The sequence below is a fragment of the Arthrobacter sp. 05N425 genome (assembly GCF_056397125.1).
In genome coordinates this window covers 23938-41276 of the sequence record NZ_JBFTMU010000007.1, presented here as the reverse complement: position 1 = coordinate 41276, position 17339 = coordinate 23938, and the positions used below count along the sequence as shown (strand labels likewise).

At 68.1% G+C, this 17339-nt stretch carries 18 protein-coding genes; 12 read left to right on the top strand and 6 right to left on the bottom strand.

What is annotated here, in order from left to right; translation table 11 throughout:
- Window positions 1–21: 21 nt before the first annotated feature.
- The 6 genes from AC1DGE_RS11075 to AC1DGE_RS11050 form a co-directional block, all read right to left on the bottom strand.
- The gene (locus tag AC1DGE_RS11075; protein WP_476892111.1) at window positions 22–1575 is read right to left on the bottom strand and encodes a DHA2 family efflux MFS transporter permease subunit; all 1554 of its coding nucleotides are present in this window, start codon (window positions 1573–1575) and stop codon (window positions 22–24) included.
- A 30-nt stretch (window positions 1576–1605) separates the two neighbouring features.
- Window positions 1606–2022 carry an ankyrin repeat domain-containing protein gene (locus tag AC1DGE_RS11070; protein ID WP_476917465.1) on the bottom strand — a complete coding sequence of 139 codons (417 nt, stop codon included), beginning with the start codon at window positions 2020–2022 and terminating at the stop codon, window positions 1606–1608.
- Window positions 2019–3101, bottom strand: coding sequence for a CAF17-like 4Fe-4S cluster assembly/insertion protein YgfZ (gene ygfZ / locus AC1DGE_RS11065; RefSeq protein ID WP_476917464.1), 1083 nt, complete (start codon window positions 3099–3101; stop codon window positions 2019–2021). Before ygfZ ends, AC1DGE_RS11070 begins: the two co-directional genes overlap by 4 nt.
- A gap of 22 nt (window positions 3102–3123) precedes the next feature.
- Window positions 3124–3882 carry a flavodoxin family protein gene (locus AC1DGE_RS11060; protein ID WP_476892108.1) on the bottom strand — a complete coding sequence of 253 codons (759 nt, stop codon included), beginning with the start codon at window positions 3880–3882 and terminating at the stop codon, window positions 3124–3126.
- 71 nt (window positions 3883–3953) lie between these two features.
- Window positions 3954–4568 carry a nitrobindin family protein gene (locus tag AC1DGE_RS11055; protein ID WP_441417011.1) on the bottom strand — a complete coding sequence of 205 codons (615 nt, stop codon included), beginning with the start codon at window positions 4566–4568 and terminating at the stop codon, window positions 3954–3956.
- A gap of 177 nt (window positions 4569–4745) precedes the next feature.
- Window positions 4746–5480, bottom strand: a complete 735-nt coding sequence (locus AC1DGE_RS11050) for a permease (protein WP_441417010.1) — start codon at window positions 5478–5480, stop codon at window positions 4746–4748.
- Between the two features lie 363 nt (window positions 5481–5843).
- Between AC1DGE_RS11050 and AC1DGE_RS11045 the strand changes: the two genes are divergently transcribed.
- The 12 genes from AC1DGE_RS11045 (at window position 5844) to AC1DGE_RS10990 (ending at window position 17317) form a co-directional block, all read left to right on the top strand.
- Window positions 5844–6542, top strand: coding sequence for a winged helix-turn-helix transcriptional regulator (locus AC1DGE_RS11045; RefSeq protein WP_175321149.1), 699 nt, complete (start codon window positions 5844–5846; stop codon window positions 6540–6542).
- Between the two features lie 269 nt (window positions 6543–6811).
- The gene (gene mshD / locus AC1DGE_RS11040) at window positions 6812–7831 is read left to right on the top strand and encodes a mycothiol synthase (RefSeq protein ID WP_476917463.1); all 1020 of its coding nucleotides are present in this window, start codon (window positions 6812–6814) and stop codon (window positions 7829–7831) included.
- Between the two features lie 103 nt (window positions 7832–7934).
- Window positions 7935–10199: an RNA degradosome polyphosphate kinase gene (locus AC1DGE_RS11035; RefSeq protein WP_441417008.1), complete on the top strand. Its 2265-nt coding sequence runs from the start codon at window positions 7935–7937 to the stop codon at window positions 10197–10199.
- Window positions 10200–10210: 11 nt separating this feature from the next.
- Entirely contained in the window at window positions 10211–11176 is a 966-nt protein-coding gene (locus tag AC1DGE_RS11030) for an NUDIX hydrolase (RefSeq protein ID WP_441417007.1), read from the top strand.
- Between the two features lie 79 nt (window positions 11177–11255).
- Window positions 11256–12914: a hypothetical protein gene (locus AC1DGE_RS11025; protein WP_476917462.1), complete on the top strand. Its 1659-nt coding sequence runs from the start codon at window positions 11256–11258 to the stop codon at window positions 12912–12914.
- Complete coding sequence (locus AC1DGE_RS11020) at window positions 12911–13360, top strand: GntR family transcriptional regulator (protein WP_476917461.1); 450 nt, start codon at window positions 12911–12913, stop codon at window positions 13358–13360. The genes AC1DGE_RS11025 and AC1DGE_RS11020 overlap by 4 nt, the downstream gene beginning before the upstream one ends.
- A gap of 9 nt (window positions 13361–13369) precedes the next feature.
- Window positions 13370–14173 (top strand): thymidylate synthase, encoded by an 804-nt coding sequence (locus tag AC1DGE_RS11015; protein ID WP_476892104.1) that lies wholly within the window; start codon window positions 13370–13372, stop codon window positions 14171–14173.
- Window positions 14170–14763 carry a dihydrofolate reductase gene (locus AC1DGE_RS11010; protein ID WP_441417003.1) on the top strand — a complete coding sequence of 198 codons (594 nt, stop codon included), beginning with the start codon at window positions 14170–14172 and terminating at the stop codon, window positions 14761–14763. Before AC1DGE_RS11015 ends, AC1DGE_RS11010 begins: the two co-directional genes overlap by 4 nt.
- Window positions 14763–14981, top strand: coding sequence for an NF038396 family protein (locus AC1DGE_RS11005; RefSeq protein ID WP_441417002.1), 219 nt, complete (start codon window positions 14763–14765; stop codon window positions 14979–14981). Before AC1DGE_RS11010 ends, AC1DGE_RS11005 begins: the two co-directional genes overlap by 1 nt.
- 179 nt (window positions 14982–15160) lie before the next feature.
- Window positions 15161–16243 (top strand): WXG100 family type VII secretion target, encoded by a 1083-nt coding sequence (locus tag AC1DGE_RS11000; RefSeq protein ID WP_476892103.1) that lies wholly within the window; start codon window positions 15161–15163, stop codon window positions 16241–16243.
- Between the two features lie 14 nt (window positions 16244–16257).
- The gene (locus AC1DGE_RS10995) at window positions 16258–16911 is read left to right on the top strand and encodes a hypothetical protein (RefSeq protein ID WP_476892102.1); all 654 of its coding nucleotides are present in this window, start codon (window positions 16258–16260) and stop codon (window positions 16909–16911) included.
- Window positions 16898–17317, top strand: a complete 420-nt coding sequence (locus tag AC1DGE_RS10990) for a hypothetical protein (RefSeq protein ID WP_441416999.1) — start codon at window positions 16898–16900, stop codon at window positions 17315–17317. Before AC1DGE_RS10995 ends, AC1DGE_RS10990 begins: the two co-directional genes overlap by 14 nt.
- The last annotated feature ends 22 nt before the right edge of the window (window positions 17318–17339 follow it).

The window sequence follows — 17339 nt, the reverse complement described above, 5'->3', positions numbered from 1 at the left end:
GTTGCGCCCGGCCGCGTTGCCCTAGCCCCGCTGGGCGTCGGCGTCCTCCGTGACGGTGGCCTCCGTGACGGTGGCCCCGCCGGTTGCTGCCGCCGGAACCGTGCCGGGGGTTCCCCAACCCTCGTGCGGCTGCGGCTTGGCGAAGAACAGCGCCACGGCAGCGCCGAGCAGGATCACCGCCGCGGGCAACAGGATGGACTGGCCCATCGCCGTCGAGAATCCCTCGTGCAGCGCCTCGGGCAGCCTGCCGCCGAACGCCATCGGGTTTGACTCCCCGGACGCACCCGGGGCTGCCGGGAGTTCCGCGGCAAGCCGGGCCTGGATCAGCACGGCGATGGCAGCGCTGCCCAGGACCGCACCGATCTGGCGGGTGGTGTTGTAGACGCCGGAGCCGGCCCCGGCCTGGCGCGGCGGCAGGTTCCGGGTGGCGGTGGAGCTCAGCGGCGCCCAGATGCCGGCGTTCGCGAATCCCAGCACGGCGCTGGGCAGCAGGAAGAGCCAGATGGGGGTGTCCGGGTGCATCAGCGAGGCGTTCCAGAACAGCGCCACTGACATCAGGACCAGGCCGCCGGCCGTGATGAACTTCGGGTTGACCCGGTCGATGATCTTGCCCACGACCGGTGCCAGGCCGCCGGAGATCACGGCCATCGGAACCATCATGAGCGCGGACTGCGTCGGGGTGAGGCCCCGGACCACCTGGTAGTAGAAAATCAGCGGCAGGCTGAAGGCGGTCACGGTGAAGCCAACCGTGGTGATGCCCACGTTGGCCAGCGAGAAGTTGCGGTCCTTGAACAGGCCGAGGGGCAGCAGCGGTTCGCCCTTGTTGAACCGCTGCCAGGCCACGAAGGCGACGAGGACAACGACGCCGCCTATGATCAGGCCCCAGACGGTGATGGGGCCGGTGATGGTGCCCCAGTTGTAGGTTTCGCCTTCTTGGATCCCGAACACCAGCAGGAACAGTCCGACGGCGCTGAGCAGCACGCCGGGGATGTCGAACTTGTGCGGGTGCGTACTCAGGGCCGGAACGAAGCGCAGGGCCAGGATAAAGCCGGTGATGCCGACCGGAATGTTGATGAAGAAGATCCACTCCCAGCCCAGGCCGTCCACCAGGACCCCGCCCAGGATCGGCCCCACCAGGGTGGCAACCCCGGCCGTGGCACCCCAGATGCCCATGGCGGCGCCGCGGCGGTCCGGCGGGAAGATCCGCGTGATGACGGCCATGGTCTGCGGTGTCATCATCGCGGCCCCGAGGCCCTGCAGCACCCGGGCCTCGATCAGGGTGTGCACGTCGCCGGAGAGCCCGCACCACAGCGAGGCAAGGGTGAAGACCACCAGTCCGGACAGGTACAGCTTCTTCGGACCAAAGCGGTCGCCCAGCCTGCCCGTGATCAGCAGCGGGACGGCATAGGCCAGCAGGTAGGCACTGGTTACCCAGATCACCGAATTGATGTCAGCGTTCAAGCCCTCCATGATCCGGGGGTTGGCCACCGAGACGATGGTGGTGTCGATCAGGATCATGAAGAATCCGATCACCAAAGACCAGAGGGCGGCCCACGGCCTCGCTACGTTTTCCATTCGGTTCCTTAGGGTGCGTGGGTGGCCGGTTCAGGCGAGGAGCGCCAGAATATCGTTCCGGGCAAACATTTGGGCGGCTGCCCGGGCGGAGGGACTTCCGGCGTCGGGGTCGGCGCCCGCGTCCACGAGGACCTGGACCACATCCGGGTAGCCCTTGAACACGGCCCCGGCCAGCGGTGTCTGGCCGCGGTCGTTGGCTGTGTTGGCGTCGCCGCCGTGCGCCAGGATCAGCCGGACGGAGTCCGCGTGGCCATGGTAGGCGGCAAGCATCAGCAGGGTATCGCCGGCCGCGGTGGTCAGCGTGGCGGGCGCCCCGGCGGCGAGGTAGCTGCCGAGCAGGGCGGAGTTGCCGTCGCGGGCGGCGTCGAACAGCGCGTGGGCGAGGGCGAGGGTCTCCTCGTCGGGGGCGGCCGGCTCGGAAGCGGCCGCTTCCGGCCCGCCGCTCACCGGGTCCCCCGGAGGAAGCCGGTCTGGCGTCCCACGACCTGACCGGCGTCGGGCGCCACAATGAGTTCCTGGGCGGCGGTGTACGCTTCGTCGCCGTCCATCACGGTGAGCACCTCGTCCGGGGCGACGGAGCGCTTGATGACGGCCAGGGCCACCGGACCCATTTCGTAGTGCTGCGCCACGGAAGTCAGCGTGCCGACCTTCCGCTCGCCGGCCCGGACTTCGCTGCCGACGGCGGGCAGCGTGTGCTGGGACCCGTCCAACTGGAGGAAYACCAGCCGSCGCGGSGGRTGRCCCAGGTTGTGSACSCKGGCGACKGTTTCCTGTCCCTTGTAGCAGCCYTTCGCCARGTGCACKGCCGTGCGCAGCAGGTCCAGTTCGTGCGGGATGGTCTTGTCGTCGGTCTCCGACCCCCAGCGGGGGCGCCACGCGGCGATGCGCAGCGCCTCGGCCGCCAGGACACCGGCCAGCGGGCGTTCCGCCACGGTGGCCTCAAGCTCTGCAGCCGGCACGAGGTATTCGAACCACGGCCGTTCCAGGCCAGGGTGGGTGTCCTCGCCCACCACGGCGTAGGAGTACCCGCCGGCGCCGACGTGCGGCCAGGGATCTTCCCAAACACGGAGACCGGACCACTCCGGAACCGGCCGGGTGGCGCCCAGCACAGCCCAGTCCGCCGAGACGTCGGCGACCTCGACCCGGAGCATGAACTTCATCCTGGTCAGCCATTCGGCCAGCGGCGCGGCCTCGGCCGCCTCCACGATCAGCCAGGTGGTCTCGCCGTCGTCCAGCACCCGCGCGTCGAACTCGATCCGGCCCTGCACGCTGAGCAGCAGCAGTTCGGTGGACTGGCCGGGGGCCAGGGCCGTGAGCTGCTGCGAGGACAGGGTGTTGAGCCAGCTCAACCGGTCCGGCCCGCTCACCGTGACCACGCCGCGCTGGGACAGATCGACGACGGCGGTGCCGGCAGCCAGGGCGCGCTGCTCGCGCAGCGGTTCGCCGTAATGGGCGGCGACGCCGGCGTCGGCACCGGCCGCGTCGACGGCGCCCGGGCGCGACAGCAGGGGGCTCTTGGTAGTCATATGAAGTAGAAGTCCTCAGCGCTCAGCGGTATTCCGGATTTTCGAAGTCGAATCGGGTGCCGGCTTTCCAGCCTTCGGGCAGGTTGCCGTACGCGGGGATGCCGCCGGCATCCTTGAGCATCCGGGCCAGGTGCAACAGGTTCCACGTCATGAAGGTGGTGTTGCGGTTGGTGAAGTCACTTTCCGGGCCGCCGGAGCCTTCGTCAAGGTAGCTCGGCCCCGGTCCCACAGCACCGATCCAGCCCGCATCAGCCTGCGGCGGGATGGTGAAGCCGATGTGTTGGAGGCTGTAGAGCACGTTCATGGCGCAGTGCTTGATGCCGTCCTCGTTGCCGGTGATGAGGCAGCCGCCCACCTTCGGATAGAACGCCCACTGGCCCTTGGAATTCAGCTCGCCGGAGTGCGCGTAGAGACGCTCGATCAGTTTTTTGGTCTGGGACGAGTTGTCCCCCAGCCAGATCGGGCCCGCCACCACCACAATGTCCGCTTCCTGCACCGCCGGGTACAGCGCGGGCCACTCGTCGCTCGCCCAGCCGTGCTCGCGCATGTCCGGGTAGACGCCGCTGGCAATGTCGTGGTCCACCGTCCGGATGACGCTGGTGGCGACGCCCTGCTTCTCCATGATCCTGCGGCTGATCTCGATCAGGCCCTGCGTGTTGGACGTCTCCGGGGATTTCTTCAGGGTGCCGTTGAAGAAGACTGCCTTGAGGTCGCCGTACGTGCCGGGTCTCGCCGCGTCAGTGCCGGTTTCATTTGCGGTGCCACTTGCTGTGTCGTTCACTGTGGTGCTCCCTGCGTTCGCTGCGGACAACGGAAATCCAGTGAGACCCCGGCTTCGGCCGGACGTGCGGTTCAGCCGACCTTGCTGAGGATGGCGGAGGCGTGCGCTTCCAGGCCGCCGCCCGGCGTCGAGCCCTTGCCGGCGGCGACGTCCCAGCGCCAGAGCAGCTTGCCGTCGACCAGGCCGAAAATCCGTGTTGCCGCGGTGTACTCCTTGGAGTGGCTGCCGCGCATCACCATGTCGGTGCTGAGCTGGATCTGCGGTCCCTTGATCTGGCCGTAGTAGAGCTCGGAGATCCCGCCCGGATGCGAGATGGAAACGGAAATGTCGAAACCGCCCTCGCTGTTGCGCAGTTCCTCGACCTCGTCGGCGCTCTTGAGCACCGGGACGATGTCGGCCGGAATGAGCCCGGGGCCGCCGTCCTCCTCGCGCTGCTTGCGCTCAAGGGCCCAGAAACCGGTCTCCACGGTCAGCGGCCGGAGTTTGGTTCCCTCGTCGTCCGTCAGCCACGATTCGGCCCGGTACTGCAGGTACGGCAGGCCGTTGTGGGTGAAGGAGACGTGCTGGAGGAAGTGCTCCGAGTCCTCTTCCCCGGCGCCGAGCCGGCCGCGGCCCTCCCACTCACCAATGAGCCAGGACAGCGGAACAAGTTCGGGGGTCAGATCTGTAGGAATTTCAATCGGCACAGCAGCTACCTCTGGAAACTACGGGTTCTGGACGCTTAGCGGCTTTTTACTTCTGGCCCTTGAAGAGCCGGTACACCACGAAGCCGGCAAACCAGGCCATGGAAAGGCCGGCGACGGCAAGCAGGACAAGGAAGAAGATCTCAAATGCAAGTACGGACATGATGCCATCCTAACGCGTTAGTGGAGGAGTAGTTTGTCTATGAAGTAAGCCAGCGAACCGACCGCGGAGACGGGCGCCAGGCCCATGCTCAGCACGGCCGGCAGGTTCAATGTAGCGCCCCGGATGATCACCAGCCGGCGGAAGCTGACCAGGACGGCCCCGACCACGATCCCGACGAGGGCGGCCGGCAGCACGGCGATGTCGGAGAGCACGAGGCCGGCCAGCGGGCCGGCAAGCCCTGCCCCGACGATGCCGAGCGGAGCGACGATCCGGTCCGGCCAGCGGATCAGGCCCGCCATCAGGGCGATCGCCGCGCTGATGGCGGCAACGAGCAGCATTTCCCTGACCCCGTTGAAACGCGAGCAGGCGATCCAGCCGGCGCCGAGGCAGGACAGCAGCACGCCGGCGCTGGACCCCAGGGTGGACTCCAGCCGCTGAGCCTGGCCCGTGCCGCGGATCAGCTGCATGACGAAGATGGCCATCACCCCGGCCGCCACGAATGCTGGCGTCCAGTTCAGGAACCCCGGCGCGGGCAGGTAGGTGGCGGCCACAGCGGAGCCGATTCCGGGGAGGCCGATCAGGGCGGCGAGGGTCTTCTTGGCCGGGATGCCGAGGAAGTGCGGCCAGCCAATGCCGACGCAGGCCGCGGTGAGCACCGCGACGGCCAGCAGGACCTCAGGCGCGGAGTAAGCCCCGGCAATGATCGCGGCGAGTCCGGCCAGGCCGATGACGCCGACACTCCAGGACTTCACAGTTCCCCCTCCAACGTCTGTCTCAAAGCCCTCCCCAGCAGGGCACCCGGAACGCGGTCCCCCACGATCAACTTAGCCACGATCAACCGGTACCTTCGCTCACTGCGGACCCGTTGGGCCTGCTCGACTCGCCGGGCTGGAGGCCCTGACGGATCAATCCTGCCCTATATGAACGTTTTGTGTCGCAAAAGGGCCAAGCTGGAGCGGCGGAACAGTGCCTGTCGGGGGCCGTTTGGGTATACTCAAAGCTCAGCTACGCTTCCTCCGGCAGCCGCAGGCAGGTCACCGTCCGGAAGCTCAGTACCGGCCGGTGAGAGCCCGGCTCAGACGCCCAATGATGCGCGGACACCCCTTGGAGGAACCATGTCGCACATCCTGCTACTGACGAACAGCACCGGGTCATCGGTGGATGTCCTGCCTGCGCTGGAACTGCTTAATCACCGCGTCCACATTCTTCCCGCCGAGCCCACGGCCCTGCTCGAGACCGACCCGTGCGACATCGTGCTCCTCGACGCCCGCAAGGACCTGGTCGGCGCCCGCTCCCTCACCCAGTTGCTCAAGGCGACCGGGCTGAGCGCACCCCTCATGCTGATCCTGACCGAAGGCGGCATGGCAGCGGTCTCCTCGGCCTGGGCCGTGGACGACATCCTGCTGGAGTCGGCCGGGCCCGCGGAAGTCGAAGCCCGCATCCGCCTCGGCGTCGCGCGTGCCCTGCCGGACCAGGACGACACCCCCACGGAGATCCGGGCGGCCGGCGTCGTCATCGATGAAGCCAGCTACACGGCCCGGGTCAACGGGGCGGCGCTCAACCTGACGTTCAAGGAATTTGAACTGCTCAAGTACCTCGCCCAGCACCCCGGCCGCGTCTTCACCCGGCAGCAGCTCCTGACCGAGGTCTGGGGCTACGACTACTACGGCGGCACCCGCACCGTGGACGTCCACGTCCGGAGGCTGCGGGCAAAGCTCGGCGCCGACCACGAGAACCTGATCAGCACCGTCCGCAATGTCGGATACCGCCTGACGCTGGTCCGGCAGCCGGACGAGGAACTCACCGAGGCCTGAGCGGCTCCGCCCACCGCGCTGGCCCGTTTCGAACACAGAAAAGCCCCGGACTCAACAGTCCGGGGCTTCCTTACGCCGCTTGGCGCTGCAGTGGAGGACATACGGGTCGAACGTATCGAGGCCACCCCAGTGGTGGATCCCCCTCGCATCCATTCAACGTTTCGAACCGTTGAGCCGGATGAGATAACGACTATACGTGCCCCGAACGGATGCATCAAATCGACGCGGCCCCCACCCGCCGGCGGGCAGCGGACGTATAGCCTTGCATCATGAGTCCTGCGCATCCGGAAAACTGGCCCGTACTCACCCTGCAGGGAGCTGTGGACGAACAGCTGCTGCGGGACGTCAAGACGCTCGTGGCGGCCGCCGAGGAGTCCGACGGCAACCCGCCGCTGTCCGAGCAGACCCTCGTGACGCTCCGCGCCGCGGGCGCGGGCCCGCATTCCGTGCTGGCCTTGGCCCTCTACTCCCCCGACTATTTCCGCGAGGACTCCGGCGTGGATGCCGCTGCCCCCGGCCACGCCGGATCACCACACCCGGGCCGGGGCAACGACTTGGCGGGCTTCGCCGTCGTCGTCGAGGAGGCGGACGGCACCGGGGTGCTGGAGGTGGCCGTCCATCCGAGCTACCGCAACCAGGGCGTCGCAGACCGGCTGGTCGGGGAACTCCGGAAGGTGCGCGGCTTCGCGGGCCTGAAGGCGTGGTCACACGGCAACCATGAGGCCGCCGCTGACCTGGCCGCCCGCTACGGCTACGCCCCGGTGCGCGAGCTGTGGAAGATGCGGCTCGCCACCGCGGCCTCGGAACTGCCCGACGTCGCCCTGCCCGACGGCGTGTCGCTGCGCAGTTTCGTGCCCGGCCGGGATGAGGAGGCCTGGCTGGCGGTCAACCGGGCCGCCTTCGCCCACCACCCGGAACAGGGAAATATGAGCCGCGCGGACCTGGACGCCCGTATGGCCGAGCCGTGGTTCGACCCGGCCGGTTTCCTGCTCGCGGTCGACGCCGACGGCCGGATCCTCGGCTTCCACTGGACCAAGGTGCACCCCCGTCACGGCGAGCACCCGGCAATCGGCGAGGTCTACGTGGTCGGCGTCGCCCCCGAGGCGCAGGGCACCGGCCTGGGCAAGGCCCTGACCGTGGCCGGCATCAAGCACCTGCAGCAGCAGGGCCTGCACGCCGTGATGCTCTACGTCGACGCCGACAACATTCCCGCCGTCGCACTGTACCGGCGTCTGGGCTTTTCACGCTGGGATGTGGACGTCATGTATGCCCCGCTGGAAGGGCAGTAGCCGGGCCGGCGGCCGGGCACCCGGCCGGGGTCGAAACCTGGGCTCATCCGGATCTGATTCCTTGTAAGGTTGAAGCTAAATCGCGCCAGCATTAGGAGAGACCATGCAACGGGAATCTGCCCGGACAGCCACGTCTGAAGCCGCTACGCCGGACAAGGCTGCGCGTCCCGTGCGGGCGCGGTTCGGTTCCTCCGAAGTGCCCGCCTCCCGCGCCACCCAGGACCGGATCGACATCCCCGAGTTCGCCCCCAACCTGGAACCGGAAGGCGACATCAGCCCGGACCGCTTCCTGGACCGGGAGCTGAGCTGGCTCGCGTTTAACTCACGCGTCCTGGAACTCGCCGAAGACCCCAACCTTTACCTGCTGGAACGCGTCAGTTTCCTCTCCATCTTTGCCTCCAACCTGGACGAGTTCTTCATGGTCCGCGTCGCCGGCCTCAAGCGCCGCATCGCCACCGGTCTGGCGGTGCCCTCCCCCGCCGGCCTGAGCCCAATGCAGGTCCTGGAACAGATCGGCGACGCCGCCCACCGGCTCCAGCAGCGCCACGCCAGGGTCTACGCGGAACAGATCCGCCCCGCGCTGGCCTACGAGCACATCCACCTGATGCACTGGGAAGAACTCGACGACCAGGCCAAGGACCAGCTCAGCGCCATGTTCGCGGAAAAGGTCTTCCCGATCCTGACGCCGCTGGCCGTGGATCCGGCCCACCCGTTCCCGTACATCTCCGGGCTCTCGCTGAACCTCGCCGTCGTGGTCCGCAACCCGGTCAGCGACAAGGAGCTCTTCGCCCGCGTCAAGGTCCCGGACCAGCTGCCGCGGCTGATCTCCATTGACGGCCCGCGCGCCGGCTCCGTGCCCGGGCGGGTGGCCCGCTTCATCGCGCTTGAGGAAGTCATTGCCGTCCACCTGGACCAGCTCTTCGCCGGAATGGAGGTGCTGGAACACCACACCTTCCGCGTTACCCGCAACGAGGACGTCGAGGTCGAAGAGGACGACGCCGAGAACCTGCTGCAGGCTCTGGAGAAGGAACTGCTGCGCCGCCGCTTCGGCCCGCCGGTCCGGCTCGAGGTCACCAACGACATCAACCCCAACATCCGGGCGCTGCTGATCCGCGAACTCGGCGTGGAGGAATCCGAGGTCTACTCCGTCCCGGCCCCGCTGGACCTGCGCGGGCTCTCCGTGATCGCGGGGATCGACCGCGCGGACCTGCACTACCCCAAGCATGTGCCGCACACGTCCCGGTACCTCAACGAGTCGGAGACCTCCAAGGCAGCGAACGTCTTCGCGGCCATGCGGCGCCGGGACATCCTCCTGCACCACCCCTACGATTCCTTCTCCACCTCCGTGCAGGCCTTCCTCGAGCAGGCCGCCGCGGACCCCAAGGTGCAGGCCATCAAACAGACCCTGTACCGCACCTCCGGCGACTCGCCCATCGTCGACGCCCTGATCGATGCCGCGGAGGCCGGCAAGCAGGTGCTCGCCCTTGTGGAGATCAAGGCCCGCTTCGATGAGCAGGCCAACATCTCCTGGGCCCGGAAGCTGGAGCAGGCAGGGGTGCACGTGGTCTACGGCATCGTGGGCCTCAAGACCCACTGCAAGCTCTCGCTCGTGGTCCGCCAGGAAGTCGACGGGCTGCGCCGCTACTGCCACATCGGCACCGGGAACTACCACCCGCGTACCGCGCGCTATTACGAGGATCTCGGCCTGCTGACGGCCAACGAGCAGGTGGGCGAAGATCTGTCGAAGCTGTTCAACCAGCTTTCCGGCTATGCACCCAAGTCCACCTTCAAGCGGCTGCTGGTTGCTCCAAGGTCGGTGCGCTCCGGGCTGATTGACCGGATTGAAACGGAAATCCGGAACGCCCGGGCGGGAATCGCCGCCCGCGTCCAGATCAAGGTGAACTCGATGGTGGACGAAGCCATCATCGATTCCCTCTACCGTGCCTCGCAGGCCGGGGTGCAGGTGGACGTCATTGTCCGCGGCATCTGCTCCCTGCGTCCCGGCGTCCCCGGACTCAGCGAGAACATCACTGTGCGCTCCGTCCTGGGCCGATTCCTGGAACACTCCCGCGTCTTCGCCTTCGCCAACGCCGGAGACCCGGTGGTCTACATCGGCTCGGCGGACATGATGCACCGCAACCTGGACCGACGGGTGGAGGCCCTGGTGCAGCTCAGCAGCGGGGACGACACCTCGTATGTCCTGGACATGCTCCGCCGCTACATGGATCCGGGTACCGCCAGCTGGCATCTGGACAACAGCGGCGAATGGGTCCGCCACCACCTCGCGGAGGACGGCACCGCCCTGCAGGACGTCCAGTCATGGCTGCTCGCATCGCGTTCGCGGCAGCGCTCGGCGAGCCTGCGCTAGGGCCTCCGGTTGTGAGCAGCGATTCACTGGTCGCGGACCAGACCGACCATCCCGGCGAGGCCATAGCCGTCGTCGCGGCCGGCGCCCTGCCGTGGCGCGTCAACAAAGACAAGCTTGAGGTCCTGCTGATCCACCGCCCGCGCTACGACGACTGGTCCTGGCCCAAGGGCAAGCTTGATCCGGGCGAGACCGTTCCCGAGTGCGCCGCCCGCGAGGTGGAAGAGGAAATCGGCCTCAAGGCTCCCCTGGGCATCCCGCTCCCGCCCATCCATTACCACGTGGCAGCAGGCCTGAAGGTGGTGCACTACTGGGCGGTCGACGTCGACGGCGCCCCGCTCCGCCCGGATGGCAAAGAGGTGGACAGCGTCATGTGGTGTTCGCCGGAGAAGGCCGCCGGCCTGCTCAGCAACCCCAGCGACCGGGCCCCGCTGGAGCACCTCGCGGCAGCACACTCCCGCGGCGAACTGGACACCTGGCCGCTGCTGGTGTTGCGTCATGCCAAAGCCAAGCCGCGCTCGTCCTGGTCAAAGGCCGAGGGCGACCGTCCGCTGGCTGCCACCGGGACACGCCAGGCCCAGGCCGTGGGCCGGCTTCTCCAGGCCTGGAGCCCGTCGCGGGTGGTGACGAGTCCCTGGCTACGCTGCGTAGCCACGGTCGCGCCCTATGCCAAGGCCGTCGACGCCAAGGTGAAGCTGCATGAATCACTGACCGAGCACCTGCACGGCCGGAGCCCGCACAAGACCGCCAACGTCGTCGAATCCCTGTTCGACAAGGGGCGCCCGGTGGCACTGTGCACGCACCGCCCCGCACTGCCCACGGTCTTTGCGCAACTGGGCAAGCACATGAACTCCCGGCTGCGGGCCCTGCTGCCCTCAAACGATCCATTCCTCTCGCCCGGGGAAATCATCGTCTGCCATGTCTCGCACAGCAAGGGCAAGGTCGTGGCCGTGGAGCAGTTCCGGCCCTTCGACGACTAGGGTCCTTGACCCCGGCGCCCCCCGGCCCTAGTTTGTATCAAGTACTTGGTACATAACTGCGGGATCTTTGGGGGATTTCATGCCGGGCGAGTTCTACTTTCCATCGATGCTGCTGTTCGGCCCGATCATCGCCGCCGTGCTGGTCTACGCCGTGCTGCGCTGGGTAATCTGGGCGCCGGATACAGGCACCTCCCCGGCATCGGTGTCGGAACACGCATTGTGGGTGGGGGTCATCGGCTGGCTGGCGAGCTCGCTGCAGGGCGCCATGAATCTGGGCATCATTCCGGCCGACCCTTCCGCCGGCGGCGCCATGACGACCCCCGCGACGATCCTGCCGGCCCTTACCTGGCCGATCCTGGGTTGCCTGGGCGTACACGCGCTCGGCCAGGTCAGCTATCCGGGGCCGCGGCGAATGCGGCGGCAGACCGTCCTGTCGGTCCGGCGGATCCGCGACTTCCTGCCGCACCGGCTGGCCGCGGTCACGGCGGCCGTCTTTGCCGCCGCCGGCGCGCTCATCGCGTGGACCGCCACGCTCCCGGGGTTCGCACCCGTGCCGCCCACAACCGGGGCGGACGGCCCGTACACCCGGCAGACGCTGGGCGTTGACGGCCGTATTCCCGGGGTTGAGCTAGCCGCCTGGCTGGGCGGAGCCCTGGCCGTCCTGGCCGCCGGGACGATGCTGGTGCTGTGGCTGATTGCCAGCCGCCGCCAGCTGGAGGCCCTCGACGCCGGCGACAATGCGGTGCTGCGCACCATCGCCATGAACCGCCTGCTGCGGACCGCTTCCATAGTGGCTGCGGGGCTGGGCGTGATCGCAGGCAACTTCGCAGCGCGGCCGGACCCGTCAACCGGCGTCTCGTCCTGGACGAATGCGGCCGGCCTGGCGGGCATGGGTGTCCTCTTGATGATGTGGTTTTGGGGGCCGCCGCGGCTCGCGGCCGCCGGGCTGGGCGCGCGCAACCGGCCGCCTGCAGGACTGCAGGCCGGCGGCCAGCACCCCGCGGCCCGGCTGGTCTCGTCGCTGGGTCCGCTGCTGGGACTCGCGGCGGCGGTGCCCCTGCTGGCGGGGGTCTTCATCGTCCCCGGATTGACCGCCGCCGCGGCGGGCTTCGGAATGGCGGGCTTCGCTACCCTGATGGCGGCCGCGGTGCTGGCGGTCATTGCGGCCGGCGAGCTGCTCCTGCAGCGCAACTACGGCGACCCGGGAGCGCCGCGCAACTGGCCGCGGCAGCCGGTTAGCCCGGCAATGCTGACCACCGCCGTCCTGGCCCTGCTGTCGTTCCTGCTGGCCCCGGCAGTCACGGCGGTCGGTCAGGAACGGCTCTATGGCGAGCCGGACTGGGTTCCGCCGGCCCTCCTCGCGGCCGGCGGCGCGCTTGCCTCGGTGCCGGCTTTCCTCGCCGCCAGGCACCGGCAGGGGGTCCCCGGTCTTGCCGCCGGCATGGACGCCGCGCTGCGCGCCGTCGCGATCCACCGGACCGTGCGGACCCTCGCGGCCCTGTTCACCGCCCAGGCCGCCGTGTTGCTGCTGACCCAGGGGCCCGCGTGGGCTGCCTTGTTTGCCGCCGAATCCTTCGGGGGACCATTCAATCCCGACGCCAACACGTGGTGGCCGGCGACCCTGGCCGGAGCGGTCCTCGGCACCCTTGCCACCATCATCGCCGTTATCCCCGTCGCCGGCCCCGCGCGCAGCCCGGCCGGACCCGTGCCGCGGCGGGACAAGGAGCCCGCCGCGTGACCGCGGGAATCTCCATCGACCTCCGCTCGGCCACACCGCCGTACGAGCAGATTCGGGCGCAGATCGCCTCGCTGATCGTCATCGGGGCGCTGCCGCCGGGAACCCGGTTGCCGACCGTCCGGCGCCTCGCCGCAGACCTCGGCATTGCGGCCGGAACCGTCGCACGTGCCTACAAGGAGCTCGAACAAGCCGGGCTGATCCAGACCGGGCGCCGCAACGGAACCGTCGTCGCCGGCCCGGTCGGCGGGGACGGCCCGGGTGGCGCCCTCGGTGATGCTGTCCCGGCGCGGCCGGCGGCCGGACCGAACGCCGCGGTGATCGCCGCCGTCGACCGCTGCATTGCCGCAGGCCGCGCGGCCGGCCTCKACGACGGCGCGTTGCTCGCCGTGATGCGCGCCCGGCTCGGCCAAAGCCATGAATACGGCGAGCAAGACTCTTCTCAGTAGACTGGGAGCGTGAGCATCCCAACGCCCTACGAAGACCTGCTGCGCGATGTCTTCGAGCACGGCACCCACAAATCGGACCGCACCGGGACGGGCACCCGCAGCGTGTTCGGCCGGCAACTCCGCTTCGACCTGGGCAAGAGCTTCCCGCTCATCACCACCAAGCGCGTGCACTTCAAGTCCGTCGCCGTGGAACTCTTGTGGTTCCTGCGCGGGGACAGCAACGTGAAGTGGATGCAGGACCAGGGCGTCACCATCTGGAACGAATGGGCCGACGCCGACGGCGAACTCGGCCCGGTCTACGGCGTCCAGTGGCGCTCCTGGCCCACGCCCGACGGCGGGCACATCGACCAGATCGCGGAACTGGTGGAGAACCTCAAAAGCAACCCCGATTCACGCCGCCACATCGTCTCGGCCTGGAACGTGGCAGAGCTCAAGAACATGGCCCTGCCCCCCTGCCACGCCTTCTTCCAGTTCTACGTCGCCGACGGCAAACTCTCCTGCCAGCTGTACCAGCGCTCCGCGGACACCTTCCTGGGTGTGCCCTTCAACATCGCCTCCTACGCCCTGCTGACCTGCATGCTGGCCCAGCAGACCGGGCTGGAACCGGGTGAGTTCGTCTGGACCGGCGGCGATGTCCACATCTACGAGAACCACCTGGACCAGGTCCTCACGCAGCTGGGCCGGGAGCCTTACGAATATCCGCAGCTGAGGATCACCCGCCAGCCGGAGTCCATCTTCGACTACACCCTCGAGGACTTCGAGGTCGTCGGCTACCAGCACCATCCAACGATTAAGGCCCCGATAGCCGTATGAGCAACGAGACCAGCAACCCCACGGATCCCGTCGATTTCACCGAGCAGCTCCGCGGCACCGTCACCGGCCTCGGCCTGGTGTGGGCGCAGACCAGCACGGGAGTGATCGGCCAGGCCGGGACCATGCCGTGGCACCTTCCAGAGGATATGAAGCACTTCAGCCGGCTCACGGCCGGGCACCCCGTCATCATGGGGCGCAAGACCTGGGATTCCTTCCCGGACAAGTACCGGCCGCTGCCCGGCCGGACGAACATTGTCATCACCCGGCAGGAAGGCTGGGGCGGGACCCCGGAGGCCGACGGCGCCTTGGCGGTCAAATCCCTCGACGACGCCTTGCTGGAGTCGCAGTTCGCGTCCGGTCCCGAGATGGTCTGGATCATCGGCGGCGGCGAGATCTTCACGCAGTCCCTCGACCTCGCCGACGTCGCCGTCGTGACGACCATCGACACCGCGACGGAGGGCGACACCTTCGCCCCGGAACTCGGCTACGACTGGACCGCGGAGGCCAGCCTCCCGCCCGACGGCTGGCTGACTGCGGCGAACGGCACGCGGTACCGCATCACCCTGTGGCGGCGGACGGAGGCCAAATAGTGCTGCGTAAACCGGAAATCCTCTTTGTCCTCGGCTACATGCTGCTGCCCCTGCTGGCGCTGCTGTCCGCGATCGTGGGACTGACCATGATCCTCGGCGGCAACAAGATCGCGGGCGCGATCGTGCTCGTCGTCGTCACGCAGCTGTTCGCTTTCGGCGCCATGTTCGCCCTGCGCCGGCGCAAGAGCGCACTGCTGGCGGAGCCCGACGGCGAGTAGCGGCACCGGCCGCGGCTCCCGCCGGTGCCGGCGGATGGGGAGACCACCCCATCGCGCGATCCCGGCGGCACGGCTAGATTGGGGCCGGTCAGATTCTTTGGTCTGGCTGTAATGAGCTGGAATGCACTTGGTCTTGGCAGTGGCCCGTTAGGCTGTTGCCCGTAAGGGGGGATGCCATCATGGCAGGTAACGTGTGGGGCGCCGACGTCGCCCAGCTTCGGTCGCTCGCGCAGCACTTCGGCAAGACGTCGGAAACGCTACTGCAGCAGTCCTCGGTCCTCACGTCCACGATCAACAACAACACCTCGTGGAAGGGCGCCGACGGCGCGCGCTTCAAGTCCGACTGGAACGACACCCACCGTGCCTTGATCCAGCAGACCGCCCGGGCGCTGAAGCAGCAGTCCAAGGCACTCCTGACCCAGGCCGACGAGCAGGAGAAGGCCAGCAACGCCGCCCCGGGCTCCGGCGGCGGCCCGCTGGGCCCCCTCGGCCACGGCGCCGGCCCCGGGGCGTGGGCCGTGGCCGGCGGCATCCTCGCCGGCGGAGCCGCCCGCCTCAAAATGTTCATGGGGATCCAGAAGAACTTCAAGACCCCGCTCACCCTGGCCAAGCACCTCGGACAGTACGGCTGGGTCTTGAAGAACGAGCGGGATGCACTGTCCAAGGCGTTCTTCACCACCGGCCGCCACCGGTTGGGGGGACCCGGATTCACCGCAAGCAACCTCTTGCGCAGCGACCCGCTCAAGGAGCTGCTCACGGCATCGACGAAGTCCAGCAGGGCCCTCGGCCTGATCGACAAGGCCTCGGACATCGCGTCGCTCAAGGACCTCAACAAGCACATACCCGGGCTGTCACGTCTGGCGCCGCTGCTCGAAGAGCGGCAGCTCTTCGGGGCCAACAAGAGCTGGGACTGGCTCGGGAAGTCCGGACTGTCCCGCACTCTCGGCTGGGCCGGAGTCGGATTCAACGCCGTGGACACAGTAAAGAGCTTCGCGGACGGCGACCTCAAGGGTGGTGCCGCCAGCCTTGGCAAAACGATGCTCGGCGTCGGATGCTTCATGCCGCCGCCTGCCGGGACCATCTGCCAGGTGGCGAGCGTGGGCGTAGCCGTTTACGAGAACTGGGACACCATCAGCAGCGTCGGCAAGAACGTCGGCGAAGGCATCGTCGACGCCGTCAAGGATCCGGGCAAGTTCGTCAGCGATGCCGCTGACAGCGTCAAGGATGCCGGCGAATCCGTGGCACACTTCTTCGGCTTCTAGATTAGGAGAATCACATGACAGTTCAGGATGAAACTGCCTACGAGCCCCGGCTCGGCGTCGATGTCATCGGCTTCGGCATCGGGGAAATCGCGTACCTGCTTGATGTTTTCGAGGGACCGGCCCGTGACCGTTCCGTCAGCGTCTTCCGGGCTGAAGAGATGGTGGACGACGTCACTCTGGCGACCGCCGGCGCCTCCTCGCTCCTTGCACGGGACCTGGCCACGGTCAACGAGGAGGGAGAGCTCGGCGTGACCGGTGTCGCCGCCGCCGTCGCGTCCGCTTTCGGCCACGCAACCCACTGGACGGAGGTGTCCCTCCTGGCACCCGAGTCGATGGACAACGTGTTGCTCATCGAAGCCCCCGACGTCGCGCTGATGCTGCAGCCCCGGCTGCTGGGCACCTGGTTCGTGTTCGCGCAGGACCCCGCCATCAGCTCGGCCGAGGCTACGCTGCGGCTGGTCAAGCAGCACGCCGCAGAAACCCCCGGCGGCTCTGCCTATTTCGTGTTCAAAACCCTCACTGCCGAGACCCGTCTGCTGGTGCGCCGGGAAGGCGAAACGTGGACGACCGGCGTGCCCGACTTCGAGACGGATGAGGTCGTGGAAACCGCAGGCCTGGACGACGCCGCGCTGCTGCGGGCGATTGAGGAGTCCCGTGGACAGGCATAATCAGAACACCCCCCAGGATCCCGCCCGCGACGGCGCGCAAGGAGAGCCTGAGCGGGGAGCCGGGCCAGAGCGCCCGATCCGCCGCAGGGCGGACAACGGGGATCTTGTCGCTTACAGCGCCGAAGAGTACGGGGTCCGCAAGGATGAAGGCCTCGGCGTGATCAAACCCGTCAATAGCGCCAACGGCATTCTCTTCCTGGCTATCCTGCTGACGATCGGAATGGGAGGGCTGGTCTACTTCGTCGTCCAGATCATCAGGCAGGACGCCTGGCACATCGCCGGCGAGGTCTGGTGGGTCTTTCCCGCCTGCATCTTCCCCTTCGCCGCTGCCTGGTTCAACTACTTCAAGGAACGCAAGGCCGAAAAGCTCCGCAAGGCCGGCAACCTGCCGCGGCCGGTCGAGTAGCGTGACGGAGGCACCGCCGCTC